Source organism: Pseudomonas sp. KU26590, assembly GCF_026153515.1.
In the GTDB taxonomy this organism is placed as follows: Bacteria; Pseudomonadota; Gammaproteobacteria; order Pseudomonadales; family Pseudomonadaceae; genus Aquipseudomonas.
The window spans coordinates 3932839-3953738 of record NZ_CP110644.1 but is presented as its reverse complement, the minus strand read 5'-3'; the positions used below and the strand labels follow the sequence as shown (position 1 = coordinate 3953738).

Annotated in this window: 19 protein-coding genes and 1 pseudogene; 8 read left to right on the top strand and 12 right to left on the bottom strand. The window is 62.6% G+C overall.

Features of this window, described 5'->3' with window-relative positions; translation table 11 throughout:
- Positions 1-4: 4 nt before the first annotated feature.
- From OKW98_RS17340 to OKW98_RS17315, 6 genes are all read right to left on the bottom strand, one after another.
- A complete protein-coding gene (locus tag OKW98_RS17340; RefSeq protein ID WP_265385879.1) occupies positions 5-145 on the bottom strand; it encodes a DUF2256 domain-containing protein in 141 nt (46 codons plus the stop codon).
- Positions 142-1680, bottom strand: coding sequence for a cryptochrome/photolyase family protein (locus tag OKW98_RS17335; protein ID WP_265385878.1), 1539 nt, complete (start codon positions 1678-1680; stop codon positions 142-144). The genes OKW98_RS17340 and OKW98_RS17335 overlap by 4 nt, the downstream gene beginning before the upstream one ends.
- Before the next feature lie 147 nt (positions 1681-1827).
- Complete coding sequence (locus OKW98_RS17330; protein WP_265385877.1) at positions 1828-2133, bottom strand: protealysin inhibitor emfourin; 306 nt, start codon at positions 2131-2133, stop codon at positions 1828-1830.
- Positions 2134-2171: 38 nt separating this feature from the next.
- On the bottom strand, positions 2172-3236 hold the full coding sequence (locus tag OKW98_RS17325; protein WP_265385876.1) for a M4 family metallopeptidase: 1065 nt from the start codon (positions 3234-3236) through the stop codon (positions 2172-2174).
- Between the two features lie 1002 nt (positions 3237-4238).
- Positions 4239-4985 (bottom strand): response regulator transcription factor, encoded by a 747-nt coding sequence (locus OKW98_RS17320; protein ID WP_265385875.1) that lies wholly within the window; start codon positions 4983-4985, stop codon positions 4239-4241.
- Positions 4970-6268, bottom strand: coding sequence for a GAF domain-containing sensor histidine kinase (locus tag OKW98_RS17315; RefSeq protein ID WP_265385874.1), 1299 nt, complete (start codon positions 6266-6268; stop codon positions 4970-4972). The genes OKW98_RS17320 and OKW98_RS17315 overlap by 16 nt, the downstream gene beginning before the upstream one ends.
- A 245-nt stretch (positions 6269-6513) precedes the next feature.
- On the opposite strand from OKW98_RS17315, the gene OKW98_RS17310 reads away from it, so the two are divergent.
- Genes OKW98_RS17310 through OKW98_RS17290 form a run of 5 tightly spaced genes read left to right on the top strand, consistent with a single transcriptional unit; the run spans position 6514 to position 11938 of the window.
- A complete protein-coding gene (locus OKW98_RS17310; RefSeq protein WP_265385873.1) occupies positions 6514-7554 on the top strand; it encodes an ABC transporter substrate-binding protein in 1041 nt (346 codons plus the stop codon).
- A 59-nt stretch (positions 7555-7613) separates the two neighbouring features.
- On the top strand, positions 7614-9071 hold the full coding sequence (locus OKW98_RS17305) for a sugar ABC transporter ATP-binding protein (RefSeq protein WP_265385872.1): 1458 nt from the start codon (positions 7614-7616) through the stop codon (positions 9069-9071).
- Positions 9068-10057 carry an ABC transporter permease gene (locus OKW98_RS17300; protein ID WP_265385871.1) on the top strand — a complete coding sequence of 330 codons (990 nt, stop codon included), beginning with the start codon at positions 9068-9070 and terminating at the stop codon, positions 10055-10057. Before OKW98_RS17305 ends, OKW98_RS17300 begins: the two co-directional genes overlap by 4 nt.
- Positions 10054-11010, top strand: a complete 957-nt coding sequence (locus OKW98_RS17295; protein WP_265385870.1) for an ABC transporter permease — start codon at positions 10054-10056, stop codon at positions 11008-11010. Before OKW98_RS17300 ends, OKW98_RS17295 begins: the two co-directional genes overlap by 4 nt.
- Before the next feature lie 16 nt (positions 11011-11026).
- Positions 11027-11938, top strand: a complete 912-nt coding sequence (locus tag OKW98_RS17290) for an SMP-30/gluconolactonase/LRE family protein (protein ID WP_265385869.1) — start codon at positions 11027-11029, stop codon at positions 11936-11938.
- 46 nt (positions 11939-11984) lie between these two features.
- On the opposite strand, the gene OKW98_RS27585 is transcribed toward OKW98_RS17290, so the two are convergent.
- Both OKW98_RS27585 and OKW98_RS27580 read right to left on the bottom strand, forming a co-directional pair.
- Positions 11985-12689 carry a methyl-accepting chemotaxis protein gene (locus tag OKW98_RS27585; RefSeq protein ID WP_416148504.1) on the bottom strand — a complete coding sequence of 235 codons (705 nt, stop codon included), beginning with the start codon at positions 12687-12689 and terminating at the stop codon, positions 11985-11987.
- Between the two features lie 159 nt (positions 12690-12848).
- Positions 12849-12959 (bottom strand): annotated as a pseudogene (locus OKW98_RS27580) (HAMP domain-containing protein); the annotation flags it as partial.
- A 1048-nt stretch (positions 12960-14007) separates the two neighbouring features.
- On the opposite strand from OKW98_RS27580, the gene OKW98_RS17280 reads away from it, so the two are divergent.
- Both OKW98_RS17280 and OKW98_RS17275 read left to right on the top strand, forming a co-directional pair.
- Positions 14008-14250 carry a hypothetical protein gene (locus tag OKW98_RS17280; RefSeq protein WP_265385867.1) on the top strand — a complete coding sequence of 81 codons (243 nt, stop codon included), beginning with the start codon at positions 14008-14010 and terminating at the stop codon, positions 14248-14250.
- A gap of 261 nt (positions 14251-14511) precedes the next feature.
- Entirely contained in the window at positions 14512-16350 is a 1839-nt protein-coding gene (locus OKW98_RS17275) for an EAL domain-containing protein (protein ID WP_265385866.1), read from the top strand.
- A gap of 140 nt (positions 16351-16490) precedes the next feature.
- Here OKW98_RS17275 and gloA read toward each other — a convergent pair whose 3' ends face one another.
- Positions 16491-17021 carry a lactoylglutathione lyase gene (gloA, locus tag OKW98_RS17270; RefSeq protein ID WP_265385865.1) on the bottom strand — a complete coding sequence of 177 codons (531 nt, stop codon included), beginning with the start codon at positions 17019-17021 and terminating at the stop codon, positions 16491-16493.
- A gap of 200 nt (positions 17022-17221) precedes the next feature.
- Between gloA and OKW98_RS17265 the strand changes: the two genes are divergently transcribed.
- Entirely contained in the window at positions 17222-17725 is a 504-nt protein-coding gene (locus tag OKW98_RS17265; protein ID WP_265389761.1) for a DUF4946 domain-containing protein, read from the top strand.
- Positions 17726-18206: 481 nt separating this feature from the next.
- Here OKW98_RS17265 and OKW98_RS17260 read toward each other — a convergent pair whose 3' ends face one another.
- The 3 genes from OKW98_RS17260 to OKW98_RS17250 all read right to left on the bottom strand — a co-directional run bounded on the left by OKW98_RS17260 (position 18207) and on the right by OKW98_RS17250 (position 20860).
- Entirely contained in the window at positions 18207-18572 is a 366-nt protein-coding gene (locus OKW98_RS17260; protein ID WP_265385864.1) for a histone-like nucleoid-structuring protein, MvaT/MvaU family, read from the bottom strand.
- Positions 18573-18995: 423 nt separating this feature from the next.
- The gene (locus OKW98_RS17255; RefSeq protein ID WP_265385863.1) at positions 18996-19697 is read right to left on the bottom strand and encodes a haloacid dehalogenase type II; all 702 of its coding nucleotides are present in this window, start codon (positions 19695-19697) and stop codon (positions 18996-18998) included.
- 65 nt (positions 19698-19762) lie between these two features.
- A complete protein-coding gene (locus OKW98_RS17250; protein ID WP_265385862.1) occupies positions 19763-20860 on the bottom strand; it encodes a tetratricopeptide repeat protein in 1098 nt (365 codons plus the stop codon).
- Positions 20861-20900: the final 40 nt, after the last annotated feature.

The following is a 20900-nucleotide window of genomic DNA, read 5'->3' as shown; positions in this document are numbered from 1 at the left end:
CCTTTCACTGCTCGGAGTGCTTGCCCCGCCGGCAACGCTCCGAGCAGTAACGCACCTCATCCCAGCAGCGCGCCCATTTTTTTCGCCAGGTGAAGGGCAGTCCGCAGACCACGCAGGTTTTGACCGGCAGCTCGCTCTTCTTCAAATCGCCTCTCCGGCGTCGAGTTTGCCCAGCAGCGACTCGCCCCTCTGCCACAGCGCATCCTGTTTCGCTTCGGTCATCCGCTCAAGATTCTTGTAGACCATGCCCATGCGCTGATTGGCGCGCAGCAGGTTGCTGTGGCGCATCACGAAATGCCAGTACAGGGAATTGAACGGGCAGGCGTCCTCCGTCGTGCTTTCCTTGACCTTGTACGCGCAGCTGCCGCAGTAGTTGGACATGCGCTTGATGTACTGGCCGCTGGCGCAATAGGGTTTGGAACCGAGGTAGCCGCCGTCCGCGTGCATGACCATGCCCAGGGTGTTGGGCAGCTCGACCCAGTCGAAGGCGTCCATGTAGATCGCCAGGTACCACTCGCAGATCTGCCTCGGCGCGATGCCGGCCAGCAGGGCGAAGTTGCCGGTGACCATCAGCCGTTGAATGTGATGAGCGTAAGCGTGTTCAAGGCTCTGGCCGATGGCCTGGCTCATGCAGTTCATCTTCGTCTGGCCGGTCCAGTAGAATTCCGGCAGCGCGCGGGTGTTGCCGAATGCGTTGCCGTCGGCGTAGTCCGGCATCTTCAGCCAGTAGACGCCGCGCACGTATTCCCGCCAGCCGATCAGCTGGCGGATGAATCCCTCCGCCGCGTTCAGCGCGACACCGCCGGACCAGTACGCCGACTCCACGTCGTTGCACAGTTGGCGCAGGTCGAGCAAGCCGATGTTCAGCGCCGCGCTGATGCGCGCGTGGAAGAGGTACGGCTCGTCGATGGCCATGGCGTCCTGGTAGTCGCCGAAGGCCGCCAGCCCGTAATCGAGAAAGTACTGCCACAGCGCCTGGGCGTCGGCGTGGGTCACCGGGTAGTCGAAATCGTCCAGCGAGCCGTAGTGACCTGAAAATCGCTCACGCACCCGCTCAAGCACCTCGCGGGTGATGGCGTCCGGGGCGAAACGCGCGGGGTAGGGCGCCGAGACCTTCTTGGGCAGCGCCTTGCGGTTTTCGGCGTCGAAGTTCCACGCACCGCCCACTGGCGTGCCGTCGCTGTTGAGCAGCAGCCGTTGCTTGCGGCGCATCTCGCGGTAGAAGAATTCCATCCGCAGCTGAACCTTGCCGCTGGCCCACGTGGCGAATTCCTCGCGGGAACACAGAAAGCGCGTGTCGCTGTGCCACACCAGCGGCAGGCCGCACTCCCTGATGGAGTGCTCCAGACGCCAGTCACCGCACTCGGTGGCGTGGACTTCTTCGGCCTGAAACGAGGCGTGCCAGCGCTGCAGTTCGGTGGGCACCGAGCCGCTGTTCAGTGGGTCGTCCAGCGTCACGTATTGGACGATGATGCCGCGCGCCTGCAATGCCTGAGCGAAATGGCGCATGGCGCTGAAGATCAGGGCGATTTTCTGCGGGTGATGGGGGACATGGGTGGCTTCTTCCATGACCTCGACCATCAGCACGGCGTCGCGCTCAGGGTCGAGTTCAGCGAGGCAAGCCAGGTCGAAGGACAACTGGTCGCCGAGGACCAGGCACAGACGGCGAACAGGCATCATCGATCATTACCTTGTAACGGCGAGGGCGTACCGGGCATCGGGTTGGCCTGAGCGGCAGGAGGCGAGTGGAGTTCGGACACGGGATTCCTGAAGCGCAGGGAGTGAAGGCGCCAAGCATAGCGGTTTGCTCCGCGCGCGGTCATGGGACTAGCCGGAGACGTGGCGCCTGACGCACTGCATCAACCCCTGCAACGGCCCGGACTCCACTGGCGCAGGAACGCAAACCGTGCGCTCCCGGTCGCCTTCGCTGATGGTCAGCGTGTAATGCTGCATGCCGCGCAGCGCACGGGCCGGGCGCCGACCTTCCGGCATGGCGAAGAATTCGGACGCGGCGACCAGCTGGCGCAGCTCCTTCTGGTCGCCCTCGGGCAGGGCGTCCACTTCAATGGTGTTGGGCTTGTTCAGCCCGGGAAAAAAGGCGACCCCGCCGCTTTCGCTGAATGAGATGCGCATGTTCGTGGTTCCTCGTAGTGGCTCCTCGTCATGGCGGATCATTGCGCGTCGATGCCCACGGCCGCCCAGCCTTCTTTTACCGCGATTTGTGCTGCTTCGCCTACACCGTACAGCCGGCCGGCCACATCGTGGGTGATCCGCGCAAAGCGCACGAACCCTGCGTTGGGGCGCAGACGTGAGTCGCGCAGCGCGTCGTACCAGATGCGCCCGGCTTTTTCCCAAGCATGACCGCCAATGCGCGTGGCGACTTGATAAAACGCATGGTTGGGGATGCCTGAGTTGATGTGTACGCCGCCGTTGTCATCGTAGGTGTGGACGAAGTCGTCCATATGGCCGGGTTGCGGGTCCTTGCCCAGCACTTTGTCATCGAAAGCGGTACCAGGGGCTTTCATCGAGCGCAGGGCACTGCCGGTGATCTGGTCGGTAAACAGGCCTTCACCGATCAGCCAGCTTGCCTGCTCGGCGGTTTGTTTCAGGGCGTACTGCTTGATCAGCGAGCCGAACACGTCAGACATGGATTCGTTCAGCGCGCCGGCCTGGTTGAAGTAGACGAGGCCGGCTTCGTCTTCGGTGACGCCGTGGGCCAGTTCGTGGCCGATCACGTCCAGGGCGATGGTGAAGCGGTTGAACAGCGACTGGTCGCCGTCGCCGAAGACCATCTGCGCGGAGTTCCAGAAGGCGTTGTTGTAGTCCTTGCCGAAGTGCACGGTGGCGTCGAGGGCCATGCCGGCGTCGTCGATGGAGTTGCGGTCGAAGACGTCGAAGAAGAAATCGAAGGTGGCGCCCAGGCCGTCGTAGGCTTCGTCGACGGCCACATCGCCGCTGACCGGTTGGCCTTCGCCGCGCACCAGCGTACCGGGCAGGGTTTCGCCGCCGTCGGCGGTGTAGATCGAACGGCGTTTGCCGGTGAGTGGCGCGGCGGCCAGGTGCACGAGGCGCCGGTCGGGTTGCGCGCTGAGGCGCAGGGAGCGAAAGGTGTTGTCCTTGGCCCGCGTGCGCAGTGCCGCGTCGCGCTGGGCCTTGTTGCCGTTGCGGGCGATCTGATCGAGCAGATACGGGGGGATCAGGCAGAGAATGGGGTTACGCGTGTGGTTCCTGCACATGGGCAATGCTCCTGGGTGGCATCGTTCGATTAAGCGACGCGTCGCGGTCTCGCTTTAATCGACAAGCGGGGATGCTGTCGTGTTCCCCGGGGTCAAAAGCGTCTGCCTGGGGGCAGACTGTTTCGCCTTCGGCGAGTTACTTGGAAAAGCACCCCAAGTAACCAAGGGTGCTTGCTCCTGGCTTGGTTCCTCCTACGTCGGAATACCCTCACTCCGACGACGCTCCGTGGGCCCGCGCCGAACGGACATCCATGTCCTGACGGCGCTCTCGCCGCATCCATGCGGCTCGACCCACTGCGCGTCTTCTACGTTCGGCCAGCGCCCAAGTCGCGATTGGTGGCGTCTGAACGTTATGTGTATGAAGATCAAGATCAAGTACAGATCAAAGGCTTCCCGGCTAAAGCCGGTCCTACAGTCGGCGCCCATCCCGCTGGATGCATGCGTTTTTCAGTGGGACCGGCTTTAGCCGGGAAGAGGCCAGCTCATGCGCCGACATGATCGTTCCCCCGCTCCGCGTGGTAACGCAGCCCCGGAAGCTCCGCGTCCCTAAGACGACGCGCATTCAGGCCTGAGGAGGTGACGCGGAGCGTCACAGGATGCATTCCCACGCGGAGCGTGGGAACGATCACCAAAGCTTCCCGGCTGAAGCCGGTCCCACAGTGTACGCGGTGCTTTTAGTGGGCGGCTTCAGCCGGGAAGCCTTTGATCTGCTTTTGATCTTCGTACACAAAAAGTCCAGTCACCGCAAAACGCGACTTGGGTGCAGGCCGAACGCAGACGACGCGCAGTGGGCCGAGCGGCATGGATGCCGCGAGAGCCGCCCCCCGCCATGGATGGCGGATGGCGGCGGGCCCACGGAGCGAGACCGGAGTGAGGGTACTCCGACGCAGGAGGAGCCAAGCCAGGAGCAAGCACCCTTGGTTACTTGGGGTGCTTTTCCAAGTAACTCGCCGAAGGCGAAACCGAGGCCCTTAGGCCGACGCTCTTGATCTTGATCTTCCCTCAGTCCCCCCTAAACAGTTGCCGCCCGGGGTTTTTCAGCCACAGTTGCAGTTCGGCCTCTGCCTGTTCCAGCGCGGTGCGGTTGAGCAGGCGGCGGAGCAGGGCGATGTTGACGGCGCGGGCGCGGAGGTTGAAGGCGGTGCTGCGCTCGCCAGCCGCATCGGGCTGGTAGACACCGAGCTTTTCATAAAGCTGCTGCAGCCGGTTCTGCACGCTGCGCAGCGACAGGTTGCGGCGGGTGGCGATGGTGCGGTCGGTCAGGCCGAGGGCGATGTCCTGCAGCACTTCGTATTCGCCATCACTGAGCCCGGACAACTGATCGTGGGCTTTCAGCTGCACGCCGCGAATCTCCCGGTCGATCACGCACTGCTGCTCGATGAACAGCCCCCGCAATGCCAGACGCAATCGCTCCTCCGAGGCCGTCTTGAGGATGTAACCGTAGGCCGCGCCCTGGGGCACGATCCGCGCGATGCCCCGCACGTAGGCCTCGTCCGAGTAATTGGACCAGAACAGAATCGACGTATCCGGCTGCTGTCGCCAAATGGTTTTGGCCGCTTCGACGCCAGTGCGGCAGGGCATCTGCAGGTCCATCACCACCGCATCCACCGGGCTCTCGCTGAACAACCGCTCGCCGATCTGACCGTCTTCAGCCTCCAGCAAGCGCGTGCATTCCGGCAGCGCCACTTCGATCACTTCACGCAGGAACGCCCGATGCACCGGGTCGTCTTCAATCAGCAGGACTTGCATGGCACCTCCGTTAACACCGCAGGCCCGGAAACAGCTGCCGCCTCATCGACAAGGGCGAGGGCAGCCAGCGGCAGACACACCCTGACCCGCGTGCCTCGCTCATGGGGCCCGCGTTCGATAAACAACTGTGCCGCCATCAGTTGCGCGCGCACCTGCATGTTCTGAATGCCGCCGCTGTTGAGCCGGTGGCCCACGTCCAACCCAATGCCGTCATCGTCGATGGTCAGTTGCAACACGCCGCCTGTGTGGCTGATGTGGATGACAATGCTGTCCGGCATCGCGTGCTTGATCGCGTTGTTCACCGCTTCCTGAATGATGCGGAACACCGCGACTTTCACCGACTCCGGCAAGCGGTCGCCCATGCCGTCGGTGCTGTCCTGCAGGCGCGTTTCGATGCTCAGGCCGCTGTCGCGTACGCTGCGCCGCAACAGGTCTTCGACGCCTTCTTCAAAGCCGAACAACTGCAGCACGGTCGGCTTTACCGCGTCGATCAGTTGCCGCAGCTCCTGCATGCTGTCCTTGAGTGAGCGTGCGATGCCGCGCAAATCCTCGCCCGGCACGCTGGGCAGGGTTTGCAGGCGGGCGATGCGCCGGTGCAGGCGGGTCATGTCGGCGAGGGTCTGGTCATGCAAGTCCATGCCGACCCGCTGACGTTCGCGCTCCAGCTCCTCGGTCAGGCGCAGCGCACCCTGACGCAGGCCTTCCTCCCGCGCACGCACTTGGGCTTCGGCGATTGCCAACTGCTTGGCCTGTTCGGTCTGGCGCAGGGCGTACACGTAAGAGGCGAGGAGATCGGCGACGTGCTGGGTGTGGCGCACGTCATCGAGGGTGTAGAAATGCTCGGCGTGTTTCGAGCAGCTCAGGGCACCGATGATTTCACCGCGCGCGCGCAAGGGCACGTGCAGGCGGCTGCGCAAGCGGGCGTCGAAAATCGGGTGGTTGACGGCGCCGGGGAAGGCAAAGCGCGCGTCGTTCATGGCGTCGTGGGTCAGCAGAAACGCCTGCTCGCCCAACAGCACGGCGCGAATGGGGCTGGTGTGCACTGGCATCGGCTGGGCCACGTCGCCCCACAGCGTGTGGACGCCGCTTTCGTAGGTGATGTGCTCGCGGCCGTCGAGGATAAACAGGCACACGTCGAGGTGGTCGTGGGGCAGGATCGGGCTGATTTCCCGGGAGACGGCGTCGATCATCGACTGGAAATCCAGCTGACCGGCGAGGGCGCGGGAAATACCGAGAAAATGATGCAGCACGTCTTCGGCAAGGGTGTGCGGTCGCTGTGCCATGGGCTCCAACCTGTTTTTATTTTTTGGAATCAAACGAGAGGGCAGCCGGGACAGTATGGCCCCTGTGGGCTAAAAAGAACGCAGGATCCTGCAGGTCGGTTGCGGGATCCCGCATCAGGTCTGCACGATTGACCACTGACGCTCCGCACCGGCCAGTGCAGACTCGCCGCGTACTGTTCGTAATAAGGTGCGACCGACGCCGTCGGCCACCCTGCAGCCCCCATAAAAATAACAAGGGTTCAACTATGAAAAGTCGTCTTCATCCGCTACGCCGTTCGTTGCTCTGTGCCGCCCTGGCGGTGGCGCCCCTGATGGCTCTGCCCGTCGCTGCCCACGCCGATACGGCCGACAAGAAGATCGCGCTCTCCAACAATTACGCCGGCAACTCCTGGCGCCAGCTGATGCTCGCCAGCTGGCAGCAGACCACCGACAAAGCCGTCAAGGATGGCCTGATCGCGTCGGCTGACAGCTTCACCACGGCGGAAAACCAGGCCACCGAGCAAGCGGCGCAAATCCAGAACCTGATCCTTCAGGGCTATGACGCCATCGTCATCAATGCCTCGTCGCCGACGGCGCTCAATGGCGCGGTGAAGCAGGCCTGCGACGCCGGCATCATCGTCGTCTCCTTCGACGGCACCGTCTCCGAACCCTGCGCCTACCGCATCTCCATGGACTTCAAGCAGACCGGCATCGAGCAGATGGACTACCTCTCCGAGCGCTTCCCCAAGGGCGGCAATGTGCTGGAAGTGCGCGGGCTGGCCGGCGTGTCGGTGGACGAGCGCATTCACTCCGGCATCACCGCCGGCGCGCAGAAACACCCGAACCTGAAAGTGGTCGGCGAAGTGAACGGCAACTGGTCACCGACCGTGGCGCAGAAAGCCGTTTCCGGCGTGCTGCCGAGCCTGCCGAAAGTTGACGCGGTGGTGACCCAGGGCGGTGAAGGCGTCGGCATTGCCCAGGCCTTTGTCGCGGCAGGGCGTCCGTTGCCGTCGATCATCTTCGGTAACCGCGAAGAAGAGCTGAGCTGGTGGAAAAAGCAAAGCGACACCCAGGGCTATCAGAGCTTCTCGATCAGCAGCGGACCGAGCATTTCCAGCCTGGCGTTCTATGTCGCGCAGCAGTTGCTCGACGGCAAGCAGATGCCCCATGACCTGTTGTCGCCTGCGGTCACCGTCACCCAGCAGACCCTCGACGCCAGCCTGAAGGACCTGCCAAAGGGCGGGATCGTCAGCGAGACCTACAGCGTCGACGACGTCGCCAAGCTCAAGCCCGCCGCTTCCCTGTGAGCTTCTCCCTGTGAGCATCGCGGGCCGCGCTGCCAGCGGCCCGCCAAGGAATTCCGACCATGAACGCAAATGGACCTGTGCGGGTGGCCTTCGCCGGCGCCGGCAAATCGTTCGGCGCCGTGCGCGCCCTGAGTGACGTCGACCTGAGTGTGCGCGCCGGCGAGTGCCTGGGCCTGATCGGCCACAACGGCGCGGGCAAATCGACCCTGATGCAAGTGCTCGCCGGCACCCTGGCCGCCGACTGCGGCCAGTTGTTGATCGAAGGCCGCGACCTGCGCGAAGGCTATTCGGTGCACGTGGCGCGGCAGCACGGCATTCGCTGTGTGTTTCAGGAGCTGTCGCTGTGCCCGAACCTCAACGTGGCAGAGAACACCCGGCTGATGTCACCGGCCCTGCGTGGCTTTGGCTGGCGGCGTAAGGCCGGTGCGCTGATCGAAGCCATGCTGGAGCAGATTTTCCCCGACCATGGCATCCAAGCCGATGACATCGTCGCTGACCTGTCCATCGGCAAGCGGCAGATGGTGGAGATCGCCCGGGCGTTCATCAACGTCGACGAGCGCCTCGACCTGATCATCCTCGACGAGCCCACTTCATCCCTTGACGCGCGAGTCGCCGAACAGCTCTTGCGCCATGTGCGACGGTTCGTCGAGGGCGGCGGCAGCATCGTGCTGATCAGCCACATCCTCGGCGAAATGCTCGGCACCTGTGACCGCATCGCGGTGATGCGTGACGGCAGAATCGTCGAAACCCGTTCGGCACGGGACTTCACCCATGATTCGCTGGTGGACGTCATGGGCGGCACGGCGCGCGAACAGCAGCAGGCTACACAGGATTTCGCCTCTCGGCGTGAGCAGGGCAGCCCGCGGGTGCAACAGCGCCCGGCGCGGCAGGCCGATGGCCGCTCCGTGCAGGCGTTTGCCGGGGAGATCGTCGGCCTGTCCGGGCTGGCCGGGCACGGCCAGAGCCAATTACTGACCCAGGTGCTGCGCGACTGCGTCAAGCACGGCACCGGCGCCAGTTTCGTCGCCGGCGACCGCCAGACCGATGGCGTGTTTGCGCTGTGGTCCATCGGCGAAAACATCACCATCGGCTCGCTCAATCAGCTCAAGCGCGGCCTGCTGCTGAACCCCGATGCCGAGCAGGCCATGGCCGACGACTGGATGAAGCGCATGAGCATCCGCACCCCGGACATGGGCAATCCGATCCTGTCGCTGTCCGGCGGCAACCAGCAAAAAGCATTGTTTGCCCGGGCCTTGGCGTCCGACAGCCAGATCATCCTGATGGACGACCCCATGCGTGGCGTCGACGTCGGCACCAAGCGCGAGGTGTATTCGATCCTGATGGAAGAGGCCGCCCGCGGCCGCACGTTCATCTGGTACACCACCGAGCTTGAAGAGCTGACCTATTGCGATCACGTGTATGTCTTCCGCGACGGCCAGGCCGTGCTCGACATGCCGCGCAGTGAATTGAGCGAGGAGCGCATTTTGCGCAGCTCCTTCGCCGAGGAAACCCCATGAATGCCCCGTTGAATCCCGTTGCCCGCGCACCCGTCGCGACGCGCAACAATGCCGCGCGGCGTGCCCGCATGCTTCGCGCCGCTTTGCCGGCGGTGTCGCTGGTGGTCTTGCTGGCAACCATCTTCATCATGCAACCCCGTGCCATGAGCTACATGGGCCTGAACCTGATGCTCAACCTGGCGGTGCCGATCGCGCTGGCGACCATCGCGCAGATGCTGATCATCAGCGTCAACGACCTCGATCTGTCCATGGGCAGTTTCATCAGCTTCGTCGCCTGCGTGGCGGTGACGCTGCTCGATCAGCACCCGTTCCTCGGCTGGCTGGCACTGGCCGGGTGCGTGGGCGTGTATGCCTTGCTCGGCGCACTGATCCACAGCCGCAATCTTCCGTCGATTGTCGTCACCCTGGGCATGTCGTTCATCTGGGTCGGCGGTGCGATTCTGCTGTTGCCGTCGCCCGGCGGGACGGCGCCGCAGTGGCTGCAAGCGCTGGTGCGGATCAAGCCACCGCTGATTCCGCTGGCGATCATCGTGTGCATCGTGCTCGGGCTGGCGATGCACTTTTTCCTGATGCGCTCCACGGTCGGCGTGGTGCTGCGCGGCGCTGGCGGCAATCCCCTGGCGATCGCCAAGGCCGGATGGTCGCTGCTGCGCATCAAAGTGGCGATGTACGCCATGGCCGGGGGTTTCGGCGTGCTGTCGGGGTTGTTTCTGGTGGGGCTGACCACCTCGGCCGACGCCAACGTCGCCCTGCGTTACACCCTGTTGTCCATTGCCGGGGTGATTCTCGGCGGCGGCGAGTTCGTCGGCGGCCGCGTGTCGCCCATGGGCGCGGTGCTCGGTGCGCTGACCCTGGTGTTGGCCGGTTCGCTGCTGTCGTTCATCCGCATCTCGCCCGACTGGCAGATCGGCGCCCAGGGCGCGATTCTGATTTTCGTGCTGGCGCTGCGTGCGGCGGTCAATCGTCTGGAGGTACGCCCGCTATGAGCACTTCAACCTTCGCAGCGCTGCGCGGCAAGCCGTGGCTGTGGTCATTCCTGGCGGCGTTATTGATCTGGGCGGCGACGCTGGTATTCACCGGCGGGCAGGGCGCAGGCGCCTTACTGTCTGGGGCGCTGGCGTTCTCGACGTTTTTTGCGATTGTCGGCATCGGCCAGATGTTCGTCATCAGCACCGGGCCGGGCAACATCGACCTGTCGATCCCGGCCAACATCGCCCTGAGTGGCGCGCTGGGCATGAAGCTCATGGACGGCCAGGACGCGAACATCTGGCTCGGCGTGATCGGCGTGCTGGGCATCGGTGTGCTGGTGGGTTGCGGCAATTTTGCGCTGATCCGCCTGTTGCGTATTCCGCCGATCATCGCGACCCTGTCGGCGAGTTTCATCCTGCAATCCCTGGCCATCGCCTATGGCCGCAGCGTGCGGGTGCCGCCGCCGGACAGTTTCTACACCTTCGCCACCGGCCGCGTGTTCGGCGTGCCGTATCTGGCCCTCGTGGTGATCGCCGTGGCGGTGCTCATGGGGTATGTGCTGACCCGCACTCGCTACGGCCGGTCGGTGCTGGCCATCGGGCAGAACGCCCGCGCCGCTGAACTGGCCGGCATTCGGGTCGGGCGCATGCGCTTTGCCACCTACGTGCTTTGCGCGGTGTTCGGCAGCCTGTGCGGCCTGACCCTGGCCGGGTTTTCCGGGGGCGCGTCGCTGGGCATGGGCGAGGAATACCTGCTGGCCTCCATCGCCGTCGTGGTGATTGGCGGCACCTCGGTGGCCGGCGGGTTTTCCAACGTGCCGGGCATCTGGGGCGCGTCGCTGTTTCTCTACCTGCTGGTAAGCATGCTCAACACCTTTGGCGCCAGTGCCGGGGTGCGGCTGATCCTTACCGGCCTGATCATCATCGCGGTGATTACCGCTGTCAGCGGGCGCAAACATGCCCGCGCCTGAAACAAGGATCGACCTCGTGTCCGACGACCTCTACGAATGCCATGACAAGCGTTTCCACCGCCTGATCCTGCCCAACACCCAGCTCGAGCGCCTGTACGACCAGTGCCGCTGGGCCGAAGGGCCGGTGTGGTTCAACGACGGCGGGTACCTGCTGTGGAGCGACATTCCCAACCAGCGCATGTTGCGCTGGACCCCGGAGCAGGGCGTGTCGACCTTCCGCAGCCCGTCGAATTTCGCCAACGGCAACACCCGCGACTTGCTCGGCCGGCTGATCACCTGCGAGCACGGCACGCGCAGCGTCACCCGCACCGAACCGGACGGCTCGATCACCGTGCTGGCCGAGCGATTTGAAGGTAAACGCCTGAACTCGCCGAATGATGTGGTGGTGCACCGCGATGGCGCCGTGTGGTTCACCGACCCCAGTTACGGCATCCTCACCGACTACGAGGGCTATCAGGCCGAAGAAGAGCAGCCGGGCCGCCACGTCTACCGCATCGACCCGGACAGCGGCGAGATCGCCTGCATGGCCAACGATTTCGTGCAACCCAACGGCCTGGCCTTCTCCCCGGACGGGCAGACTCTGTACATCGCCGATTCCGGCCGCTCCCACGACCCCGATGGCCCTCACCACATCCGTGCATTTGAGGTCATCAATGGGCGTGAGTTGGGGCAGTCGCGGGTGTTTGCGGTGATCGAACCGGGCGTGCCGGACGGTATGCGCGTGGACGTGCAGGGCAATGTCTGGACCAGTGCCGGCGATGGCGTTCAATGCTTCGCCGCCGACGGTACCTTGCTGGGCAAGATCCGCCTGCCGGAGAAGGTCGCCAACCTGACCTTCGGCGGCCCGCGCCGCAACCGCCTGTTCATCACCGCCAACACGTCGTTGTACTCGGTGTACGTGGCAGTGGCGGGGGCCCAGGTGCCTTGAGCGATGGCTGCATGGCGCGCGGCGGTTAGCGCCGCGCGCCCGGTCCTCAGAGCTTGAAGCGACCGACCACGGTGCGCAGTTCGCCGGCCAGCAGCGACATTTCATCCGCCGTTACCGCGTTGTCCTCGATGCCTTCCATCAACACGAAGGTGCCGTTGCGGATCTCGGTGACGTTGCGGTTGATGTCCTCGGACACGGCGTGCTGCTGAACGGCAGCGCTGGCGATCTGGGTATTCATGCCGACGATCGACTCCACGCCTTCGTTGATCGCGTTCAGGCTTGAGGACGTCTGATCGGCCGACGTCAGGCAATCCTGCGCCCGGTCTTTGCCCGCTTTCATCTGCTCCACGGCGGCGCTGGTTGCCACCTGCAATTGCTGGATGATCCGCTGGATTTCGGCGGTGGAGTTCTGCGTGCGGGAAGCCAGGGTTCTCACTTCGTCCGCGACCACGGCAAAGCCACGGCCTTGCTCGCCGGCGCGGGCGGCTTCGATGGCGGCGTTGAGGGCGAGCAGGTTGGTCTGGTCGGCGATGTTGCGGATCACTTCAATGACCCCGCCGATCTCCTGACTGTGCAGCGCCAGCGCCGCGACTTTCTGCGCGCTGAGGTCGACTTCGCCGGCCAGCGCCTCGATGGTCTGGCGGGTCTGCTGCATCACGCCCAGGCCTTTGCCCGAGGCCTGGCTGGCTTGTTCCGCTGCACGTGCCGCGCCTTCGGTGTTCTGGGCGACGTCGGCGACACTGGCAGTCATTTCGTTGATGGCGGTGGCAACCTGTTCGGTTTCGCCTTGCTGGGCGTTCATCGACACCTTGGCGCGGTCGATGGACGCCGTCAGGCGTGTCGCCGCGTCGGACACCGAGCGCGAACTGCGCTCGACCTGGCCAAGGGATTCGCCGAAGGCCTGGACCATGTGGTTCAAGCCGGTGCCGATGTCGGCCATTTCGTCTTTACCGACCACGTTGACCCGTGCAGTCAGATCGCCCTGGGCGATGCGGCGGGTGGCGCTCAACATGTCTTCCATGGCCCGGCGCATGGCGCTGTAGATGCCGCTGAAGGCGTAGATCAGCAGCAGGCCGGCGATGGCGAACATGGCCAGCATGGCGGCGCGTTCTGCCGACTTGTCCTTGAGCCGTTGCTCCAGCACTGCGGACAAGGCCGCTTGCAAGGCGTCCTGCGCCTTGTACAGCTCGGCCACGACGGCGTTGCCTTTTGCCGGCAGACCCTGCACGCCGGAGACGGTGCCTTGAGGGGAGGCGATCAAGGTGTCCAGGTCACTGCGAAAGCTGTCCAGGCTCGAAAGCCCGCTGCTGACGGGCGACTGGATGCGATCCGTGAGGGCCGGTTCCTGACGACGGAGCAGGCTGAGACTCTGCAGCAATTCCTGGCGAATCTGGGTTTCTTGCTTGAGCAACGACTTGATTGTGCCCCGGGTGGCGTCCGTCAGCGGCTGCCCTTCGTGGAGGCCGCTGGACAGGCCGCGCAACTGGCCAACCACGTTGATCTGGCGCGGCAGGCGTATGGTGCTTTGATCGATCAGGAACAGCGAAGCGTAATCTTCGTCGAGGACCATCCCGGAGGTGGCGGAGACGAAGTAGATGAAATTCAGGGTCTGGGTCAGCTGGTCACTCCACCCGTCAAACATGCCCGCCTGATCGGCGCCCGCACGGGTCTGGTTGATCAGCCCGTCGGCCCCGGAACGCAGGCGCTGCACGCGGTCGCCGGTTTCCAGCTCGACGGTGAACTGGCGGTCCGTGCTTTCCAGTTTGGTGAAGGCTTCCTGCAGTTTGGCCTGGTTGGCCGCGAGGTCAGGCTGGGCTGTTTGATCCCCGCTGAGCAGGCGGTTGGTCAACGCCCGTTGCAGCATCGACAGGCGCAGTACGGGGGTGACGTCCATCAGGTAGCGCTGACCCACTTGCTCGGAACTTATGTTCTCGATGCTGGCGTTGAGCTGATGCAGCAGACGCGCACCCAGGAGGGTCAAGGGCAGCAGAACGATGATGGCCAGGAGTGCGAACTTGGCGGGAAAGCGCAGGCGGTTGGTCAGGTACACGGCAGGGGCAAGAATATTCATGCAGTTCTCACAGCCCCTTAAATGGGGCGCTTGGGTTGTTGTCGGTGAGAACGGTCCTTTTTCTCGGGATTCACTGGCGTTGGCGACGTTATTGCGGAAAGCGCTATGGCTGGCTGCGCGTTGCTCTGATCCATCTGTCGGCAGCGATCGTATTAACTTTATTAAATCTTGTACAAAACTTTATTTCTGTATAGCTTTGGAACTGAAACGTTTAAGTGATGTCTTTGTGCTATCGGTCTGATTAGCCTGATTTTCTGGGTCCTTGCGGCCGTTTGTGATTAATGGCCACCAGGATGCCGCCATGCGTGGGTTGTACAAATCGACGCGTGCTCAGGTATTTCGCGCGTTCATTTTCAACATCGCGTCCTGAGTTCCGTGCCCTGCACATGCCGCCGATTTACAGCTGATCGCCACACCTGACCTTCCGTCCTGACGAGGTGTCAGTGATGATGGCTATGCGATATCATTCATCACGTATTTTTTAGAGTCGAGGGCACACGCCATGACCTGTTCGCTGAGCATTGAGCAGAAGCGCCTTTCGGCTGTTCATGCATTGCAATGGCTGGAAACCGCACATAACGAGGATTTTGACCGTCTGTGCCGCTTGGCCGCTGCGCATTTTCGCGTGCCGACGGTGCTGGTCTCCCTGGTGGAAAAAGACCGCCAGTGGTTTCCCGGCCGGGTGGGTTTCGGCCCGAGCCAGACGCCGATCGAACAGTCGTTCTGTCGCTACACCATCCAGAACTCCGAAGTCATGGTGGTCAATGATGCCCGCCTGGATCCGCGCTTTGCCGATAACGCGCTGGTCACCAAGCCTGATGGCATCCGTTTCTACGCCGGGGCGCCCCTGTGCAATCCGCACGGCGATGTGCTCGGCAGTTTTTGCCTGATTGATAAAGTACCCCGCGAGCTTCAACCGGCCGAAGTGGCCGTCCTCGAAGATTTTGCGCAATTGGTCATGGGGCAGGTCGAACAGTGCCAGATGATGCGCTACCGCCACCCGGTCAGCCGTCTGCCCAATTTGCAGCAGTTCTTGCTGGACACCCAGGGCGTTGCGGTCACCGGGAGCCAGGTGCGGCTGATGGTAGTCATCCGCACCCAGCCGGTGGCGAGCGCTGCGGATGTCAGCGTGAGCAGCAACCTGGATGCGCAACAGACGCGCCACGACATGGCCGCCTGCTTGCGTCGCCGTCTGGATGGCATCGCGGAGCTGTATCACGTCAGCGACCTGGATTTTTGTGTGCAGATGAGCTGCGACCGGTCTCGCCGGGACGATCTGGTTCGCATGCTGTTGGCGCTGATCACCGAGCCTTTCACCCATCAGCAGGTTGCCGTGGGGCTGGCGTGCTGTGACGACGGTCAGAACTCCGCCGCTGCGCTCATGGGCAAAGCGACCCGCGCGGCGGGGAGGGCGGTTTATCGACAGGTGCCGTGGGCGGCCTATGACGAGGCCGAGGATTGCGCCCAGCGGCGCGCCTTGACCCTGCTCAACGAACTCGCCGAGGCGCTGGTCAGTGGCGATATCTATCTGGAGTACCAGCCCCGCTTCAGCCTGCAGGATGGTCGTCTGCTCAGCGTCGAGGCGTTGATTCGCTGGGTGCATCCGGTGATGGGCAAGATCTGGCCGGGCGAATTCATTCCGCTGGTCGAGAGCGCCGGCAAGATCAGCACTGTGACGCGCTGGGTGATCGACCGCGCGCTGACCGACCTCAGCGGCTGGATCGACGAAGACGTGCGCCTGTCGCTCAACCTGTCGCCGCTGGACTTCGCCGATATGGACATCGCCCTGACGCTGCAAAGCGCCTGCGACAGACACGGCGTCCAACCCACACGGCTGGAAGTCGAGATCACCGAAGGCGAGTGGATTCGTGCCGACAAGCGTGTGATCGAGCAGCTCACCCGCATCCGCGAGCTGGGCGTCGACGTGGCCATTGATGATTTCGGCGCGGGCTACAGCAACTTTGCTTACCTGCACGAGATTCCGGCCAACATCCTCAAACTGGACAAATCCCTGGTCACGGACCTTGAGACGAATCCGCGCAACCGCATCATCGCCCGATCGGTGCTGCACCTGGCCCGTGAGCTGGGCTATCGGACGGTGGCGGAAGGCGTCGAAACGTTCCGTTGCATGAGCCTGGTGCGTGAGTTCGGCTGCGAGGAAGCGCAGGGCTATTTCCTGAGCCGGCCGCTGAAGCTGCAACAGCTCAAGGAGCAGTGCCAGAATATCGCGCTGACGTTCATCGCCGAGGTCATCAGTGGGCATGCCGATGATGATCTGGAGGGCGAGGTGTTGGTGGATGAAAGTCTGATTGATGTGCATCAAACGACAGAAGCGGCGTGACGCCTGACGCTTTCCCGGCTAAAGCCAGTCCTACGGTCGAGGTCAGGGCCGGTCCCAGAGTCGAGGTCATGGCCGGTCCCACAGTCGAGGTCGCAGCCAGTCCTATCCCTATTAAGGCCCGTCCCACCGAGCGATCGTGATTACTCGCCCGTTACCGGCGTTGGCTGGATGATTTCGACCCAGTAGCCATCCGGGTCTTTGAGGAAGGCCAGGCTTTTCATGCGGCCGTCGGTCAGGCGTTTCTGGAAGTCCACGCCCAGTGCCTCAAAGCGCGCGCAGGCAGCCTTCACGTCGGGCACCGAGATGCAGATGTGCCCGAAGCCGCGCGGGTCGGCGTTGCCGTTGTGATAGGAAAACTCAGGGTCTTTTTCGGTGCCGTGGTTGTGGGTCAGTTCGAGCACGCCGGGGATGCCTTTCATCCAGACGTTGCGCGCAGCATCGTCCTGCGGGATTTGCGCTTTGTCCACCAGCGCCAGGAAGTACAGGCTGAATTCCGCTTCCGCGAAGTCGCGTTTTTCCACCAGGCTAAAGCCCAGCACGCGGGTATAGAAGTCGAGGGAAGCGGTGGCGTCCTTGACGCGCAACATGGTGTGGTTGAACACGAATTGTGCGGTCGAGGCGTCCGGGGTGGCCGTGACGCCGGGGAAAGTGTTCAGGTCGTGCAGACTCATGGTGGTCTCCGGGTTAACGCTAAAATGTTGCGTAATGATACGGGCTCATGGCCGGCGCGCCAAACCGAAGGCGCATAAAGCGCGGCGTTCCGCTTGTGGGCAAGGGATGACCGGCTCACACTTCTCGGCTCGACATTCAGGTACCGCCCATGCATCTCTCATTGCGCTCATGCGCCCGCGTTGCTTTCTGTTTCGTGCTGATGATCCCGGGCGTCGCGTCTTCGGCGGACGCCATGGTCATCTGGCCCGAAGGCTGGGACGTTGAAGCGCTGCCCCAGCCGCCGGCGAGCGAGGGCCAGCCGGCCGTGCAACTACGACAGCGTGCAGTCAAAAACGATCAGAACGGTGATCCGGCCATGGTGGTCGAGCTGACCCAGACGCAGCTGCAGCCCGGTCATTCGGTCAACGTACAGAGCGTGTTGCTGGAAATGCGCAAGGCGGTGCAAGTCAATTTTGCCCGCGGCGGCTTTCAGAGTGTCTGCACGCGGATGAAGGACAGCACACTGAGCAACGTCCCGGCGATGGAGACCACGTGCACGATCACCCAGAACGGCAATCACGTCATGACCCAGACGCTGGTGGCGGCGGCCAGTCCGGAACTGGCGTGGTCGTTGTCATACGCCGGCTCGGCGCAAGGCTATGCGGCCCATAAAGACGAAGTGTTGCAGATCAGGAATGGCCTGCGCCTGGGGTCGGCGCCTTAGATCGAGGCGGGGTTACACAAATCGCGGGCATAAAGAAGCCCGCCGAAGCGGGCATTGGGGCACTAATCCTTTAGTAGCCTCTATCCTGTACAAGCCGGTGTGAAAAAAATGTGAAGCTCAGGAGCCAATCATCCGTAGAGGGGAAAATTTCATCCGTCGATGTATGAAGGCTTATAGCCAGCTTTAACGCTCACCCAACCCTACTTGATGGTATTAAGAAAGCTGGCCTAGCTAAACATTCGAGGATGCTTTAAGCCATCGGTGTAAGGAAAGCGATATATCTCGCTAATAGAAATCTGTTCAGCTAATTGTCAGGTTGAATATTCAATGCCGGGGCTGCACCCGCACGCATTATTTAAAATCCGCAAGACGTCGGTTGCTATCATCAGCGTTAACGCGCTTGTTTCATTGCCCTATCCCTACACTTGCAGAGAAGCCCCGCGAGCAGAGCGTCCTCTCCAATGTTGTTGGGAGTGCAGCACTAGCGGCCGCGCAACCAGGCATCAACGGTTTCAGCGCCGTACTGTAATTTCCAGTTTTTCAAACCGCGATGGTTGCCGCCTTTGGTCTCGATGACTTCGCCGGTGTGGGGATTCTGATAGACCTTGACGACCCGCGGACGACGGCGTTTCGGGGCCGCTGGCGTGGAGTTGGACGCACCGGTATGAGGGTCCAGGATGGCGATGATGTCGCGCAAGGTCTTGTCGTACGTGCTCATCAGGGCCTGCAGCTGTTGCTCGAACTCGATCTCCTTTTTCAATCCGACGTCGTTCTTCAGAGACTCCAGCTGGGCCAGCTGCTCCTGAAGGGCTTTTTCTGCTGCGCGAAATTCGGCAAGTCTGGACACAATGATACTCCGGCAATTAATGGCTGTTGTCAGCGCAATACAAGCAACAATGCAAGCAGCAAGGACGCGCCTCTGGGTCTGCTGCTTTTGGTTTCACCACGTTCTACCGCGCCCTGGACATCAGGGTCAGCCGTCGGCACTAACTTCATGAGATGAACGCTGGTATCACGACGGGGTAGTTCAGTTGTGGTGCGAGCAAATAATGCACGTTTTTTACGCGTTGTAAAATAGCGGATGACTTATTGTTAAGTGAAACATCCCGATGACGATAAGCGGGTCTGACAAAAAAACAATAATGGGCGCAATTCGTTGTAAGTAATTTCTTATACTTTAGCGTCGTTGGAAACTATCCATCTAGAAGAGCAGCGGCAAACAGCCGTCTCTTTGCACCGGGCGAACCACGCCGGCCAGGAAGGCCTCAGGCTACGCCTGTCCGCCCCAGCGTTGAATGATCTGCTCGGTCAGGCCTCCCAACTCGGGTGCCATCAGGTCTGGCATTGGCACTTCGTCCATGAACAGCGGTGCGTTGTGCGGCCGGGTCAGCAGGGCGCCAAGGCACCCCGCAGCTTGCGCGCCTGCCGTATCCCAAAGATGACACGCGACCAGAAGCAAGTCCGCCAGTTCGACATTCAGCTCCCTGGCAACCATCTGATAGGTTTCCGGTGCAGGCTTGAATTTTTTAACGGCCTCAACACTGAAACTGCGCTCAAAAAATGTCGCTAACCCGGCGCGCTCGAGGGCCGAAGGGGATGCACCGCTGGCCGAGTTACTCAGCGTCACCAGCCGAAAGCCGGCGTCACGCAAGCAGTTAAGGGCGGGCAGCACATCAGGGTGTGCTGGCAGGGTGCTCATCCGAGCCTGCAGTTCGTCAATATCAGTGGCGTCGAGGGCGACATGATGGATAGACGCGAGCATGCGCAGAATGCCCACCGCCAGTGTGCCAAAAGGGCTGTAACGGCCACTGAGCGTCATCGTTTGCGAGTAGAGGATGAGGTTGGCGAACCACTCGCGCAAAATCGCTCGGTCACCAAAGACACGCTCAAACAGCGGCTCAAGGGTGGTGATATCAAGCAACGTTTCGTTCACATCGAAAACGATGATCGGCGCTGATGTTTGCACGGCCATAAATATCCTCTGCCAGTGAGTAGTGCACGGGTGCTTCAGCCTGATCGAAACGTGTACAGACTGTCTTAGAGCCCTTGCTGCAGGGCAGGATCATCGGCGTTCAGCTGTTCCAGTTCAGCCAGCAGCACCTGCACTTTCTGTAGCTGCCCGGCCTCGGTCCAGTAACGAATCAGCAGAATCCTCGCGCGGCGGTCGGCGGGTTGGCGCCGGAGGATGTCCTCCAGTTGACGCTGGGCGGCTTCGAGCTGGTCGAGATCGTGGAGCGCGACGGCCAGATCGTAACGGTAACCGATGTTGTCCGGTTCCAGCTCAATGGCCCGGGTCAGCGGGAGCAGGGCGTATTCGGTTTGTTTATGACGCAGCAGCCATTGGCCGAGTGCGTGTTGCGCGAGGGACGACTGGGGCTGTTTTTCCAGCCACTGGGCGAGCAACTGACGCGAGCGATCGGCCTGGCCCTGGCGGTCGAGCAACTGCACCAGCGCCAATCCGGTCTCCAGGTTGTCGGGTTCCAGTTTTGCGGCCAGTTCCAGCGCCTCGATCGCTTTTTGCGGCGTGCCGTTGTTGACGTAGAGCCGCGAGAGCGCGAGCTGGCGTTGCGCGCTCGGCGGCTCGGCGATCAGGGCCTGTTCATATTGCTGAGCGGCTTCCTGCAACGCGCCGTAGTACAGGCCCACTTCATCCGGGCTCAACGGCAGCAGAGCCCGCACCGCGCCGAAGCGCACCTCATCGTCGGCATCGTCCAGCAGCGGACCGATCAGCATGCTGCGTTGTTCTTCCGGCAGCATGGCCGTCACCGCCTGGATGGCCGCCTGTTGAACCAGCGGAGCGGGGCGCGTGAGATCGCCGCGCAGAATTTTCACCGCCTGCGCGCTGGGGTAATTAACCAGTTCGGCGAGCAGCCCCGCACGACGAATGTCGGACAGGTCGGTACGGGTGAATTGTTGATACAGCACCCGCGCGGCGCCTGGCTTGCCGCCATGGGCCTGCTCCAGTGCTTCGGCGTAGCTGTGATTGACCTGCGGGGCAGCCGGCGGCGCATGCCAGTTTCGCACCAGCATCGCCATGGCGATGATCAGCAGCAACAGCGCCAGCGCAATGACCACCTGCCAGCGGCGTCGAGCCTTGAGCTGAGCGGGTGTGCGCCGGGAAGACGATTCAGACATATCGGTTTCCGTGTGTGCGTGTGCAGCAGCTTCGGGGAGA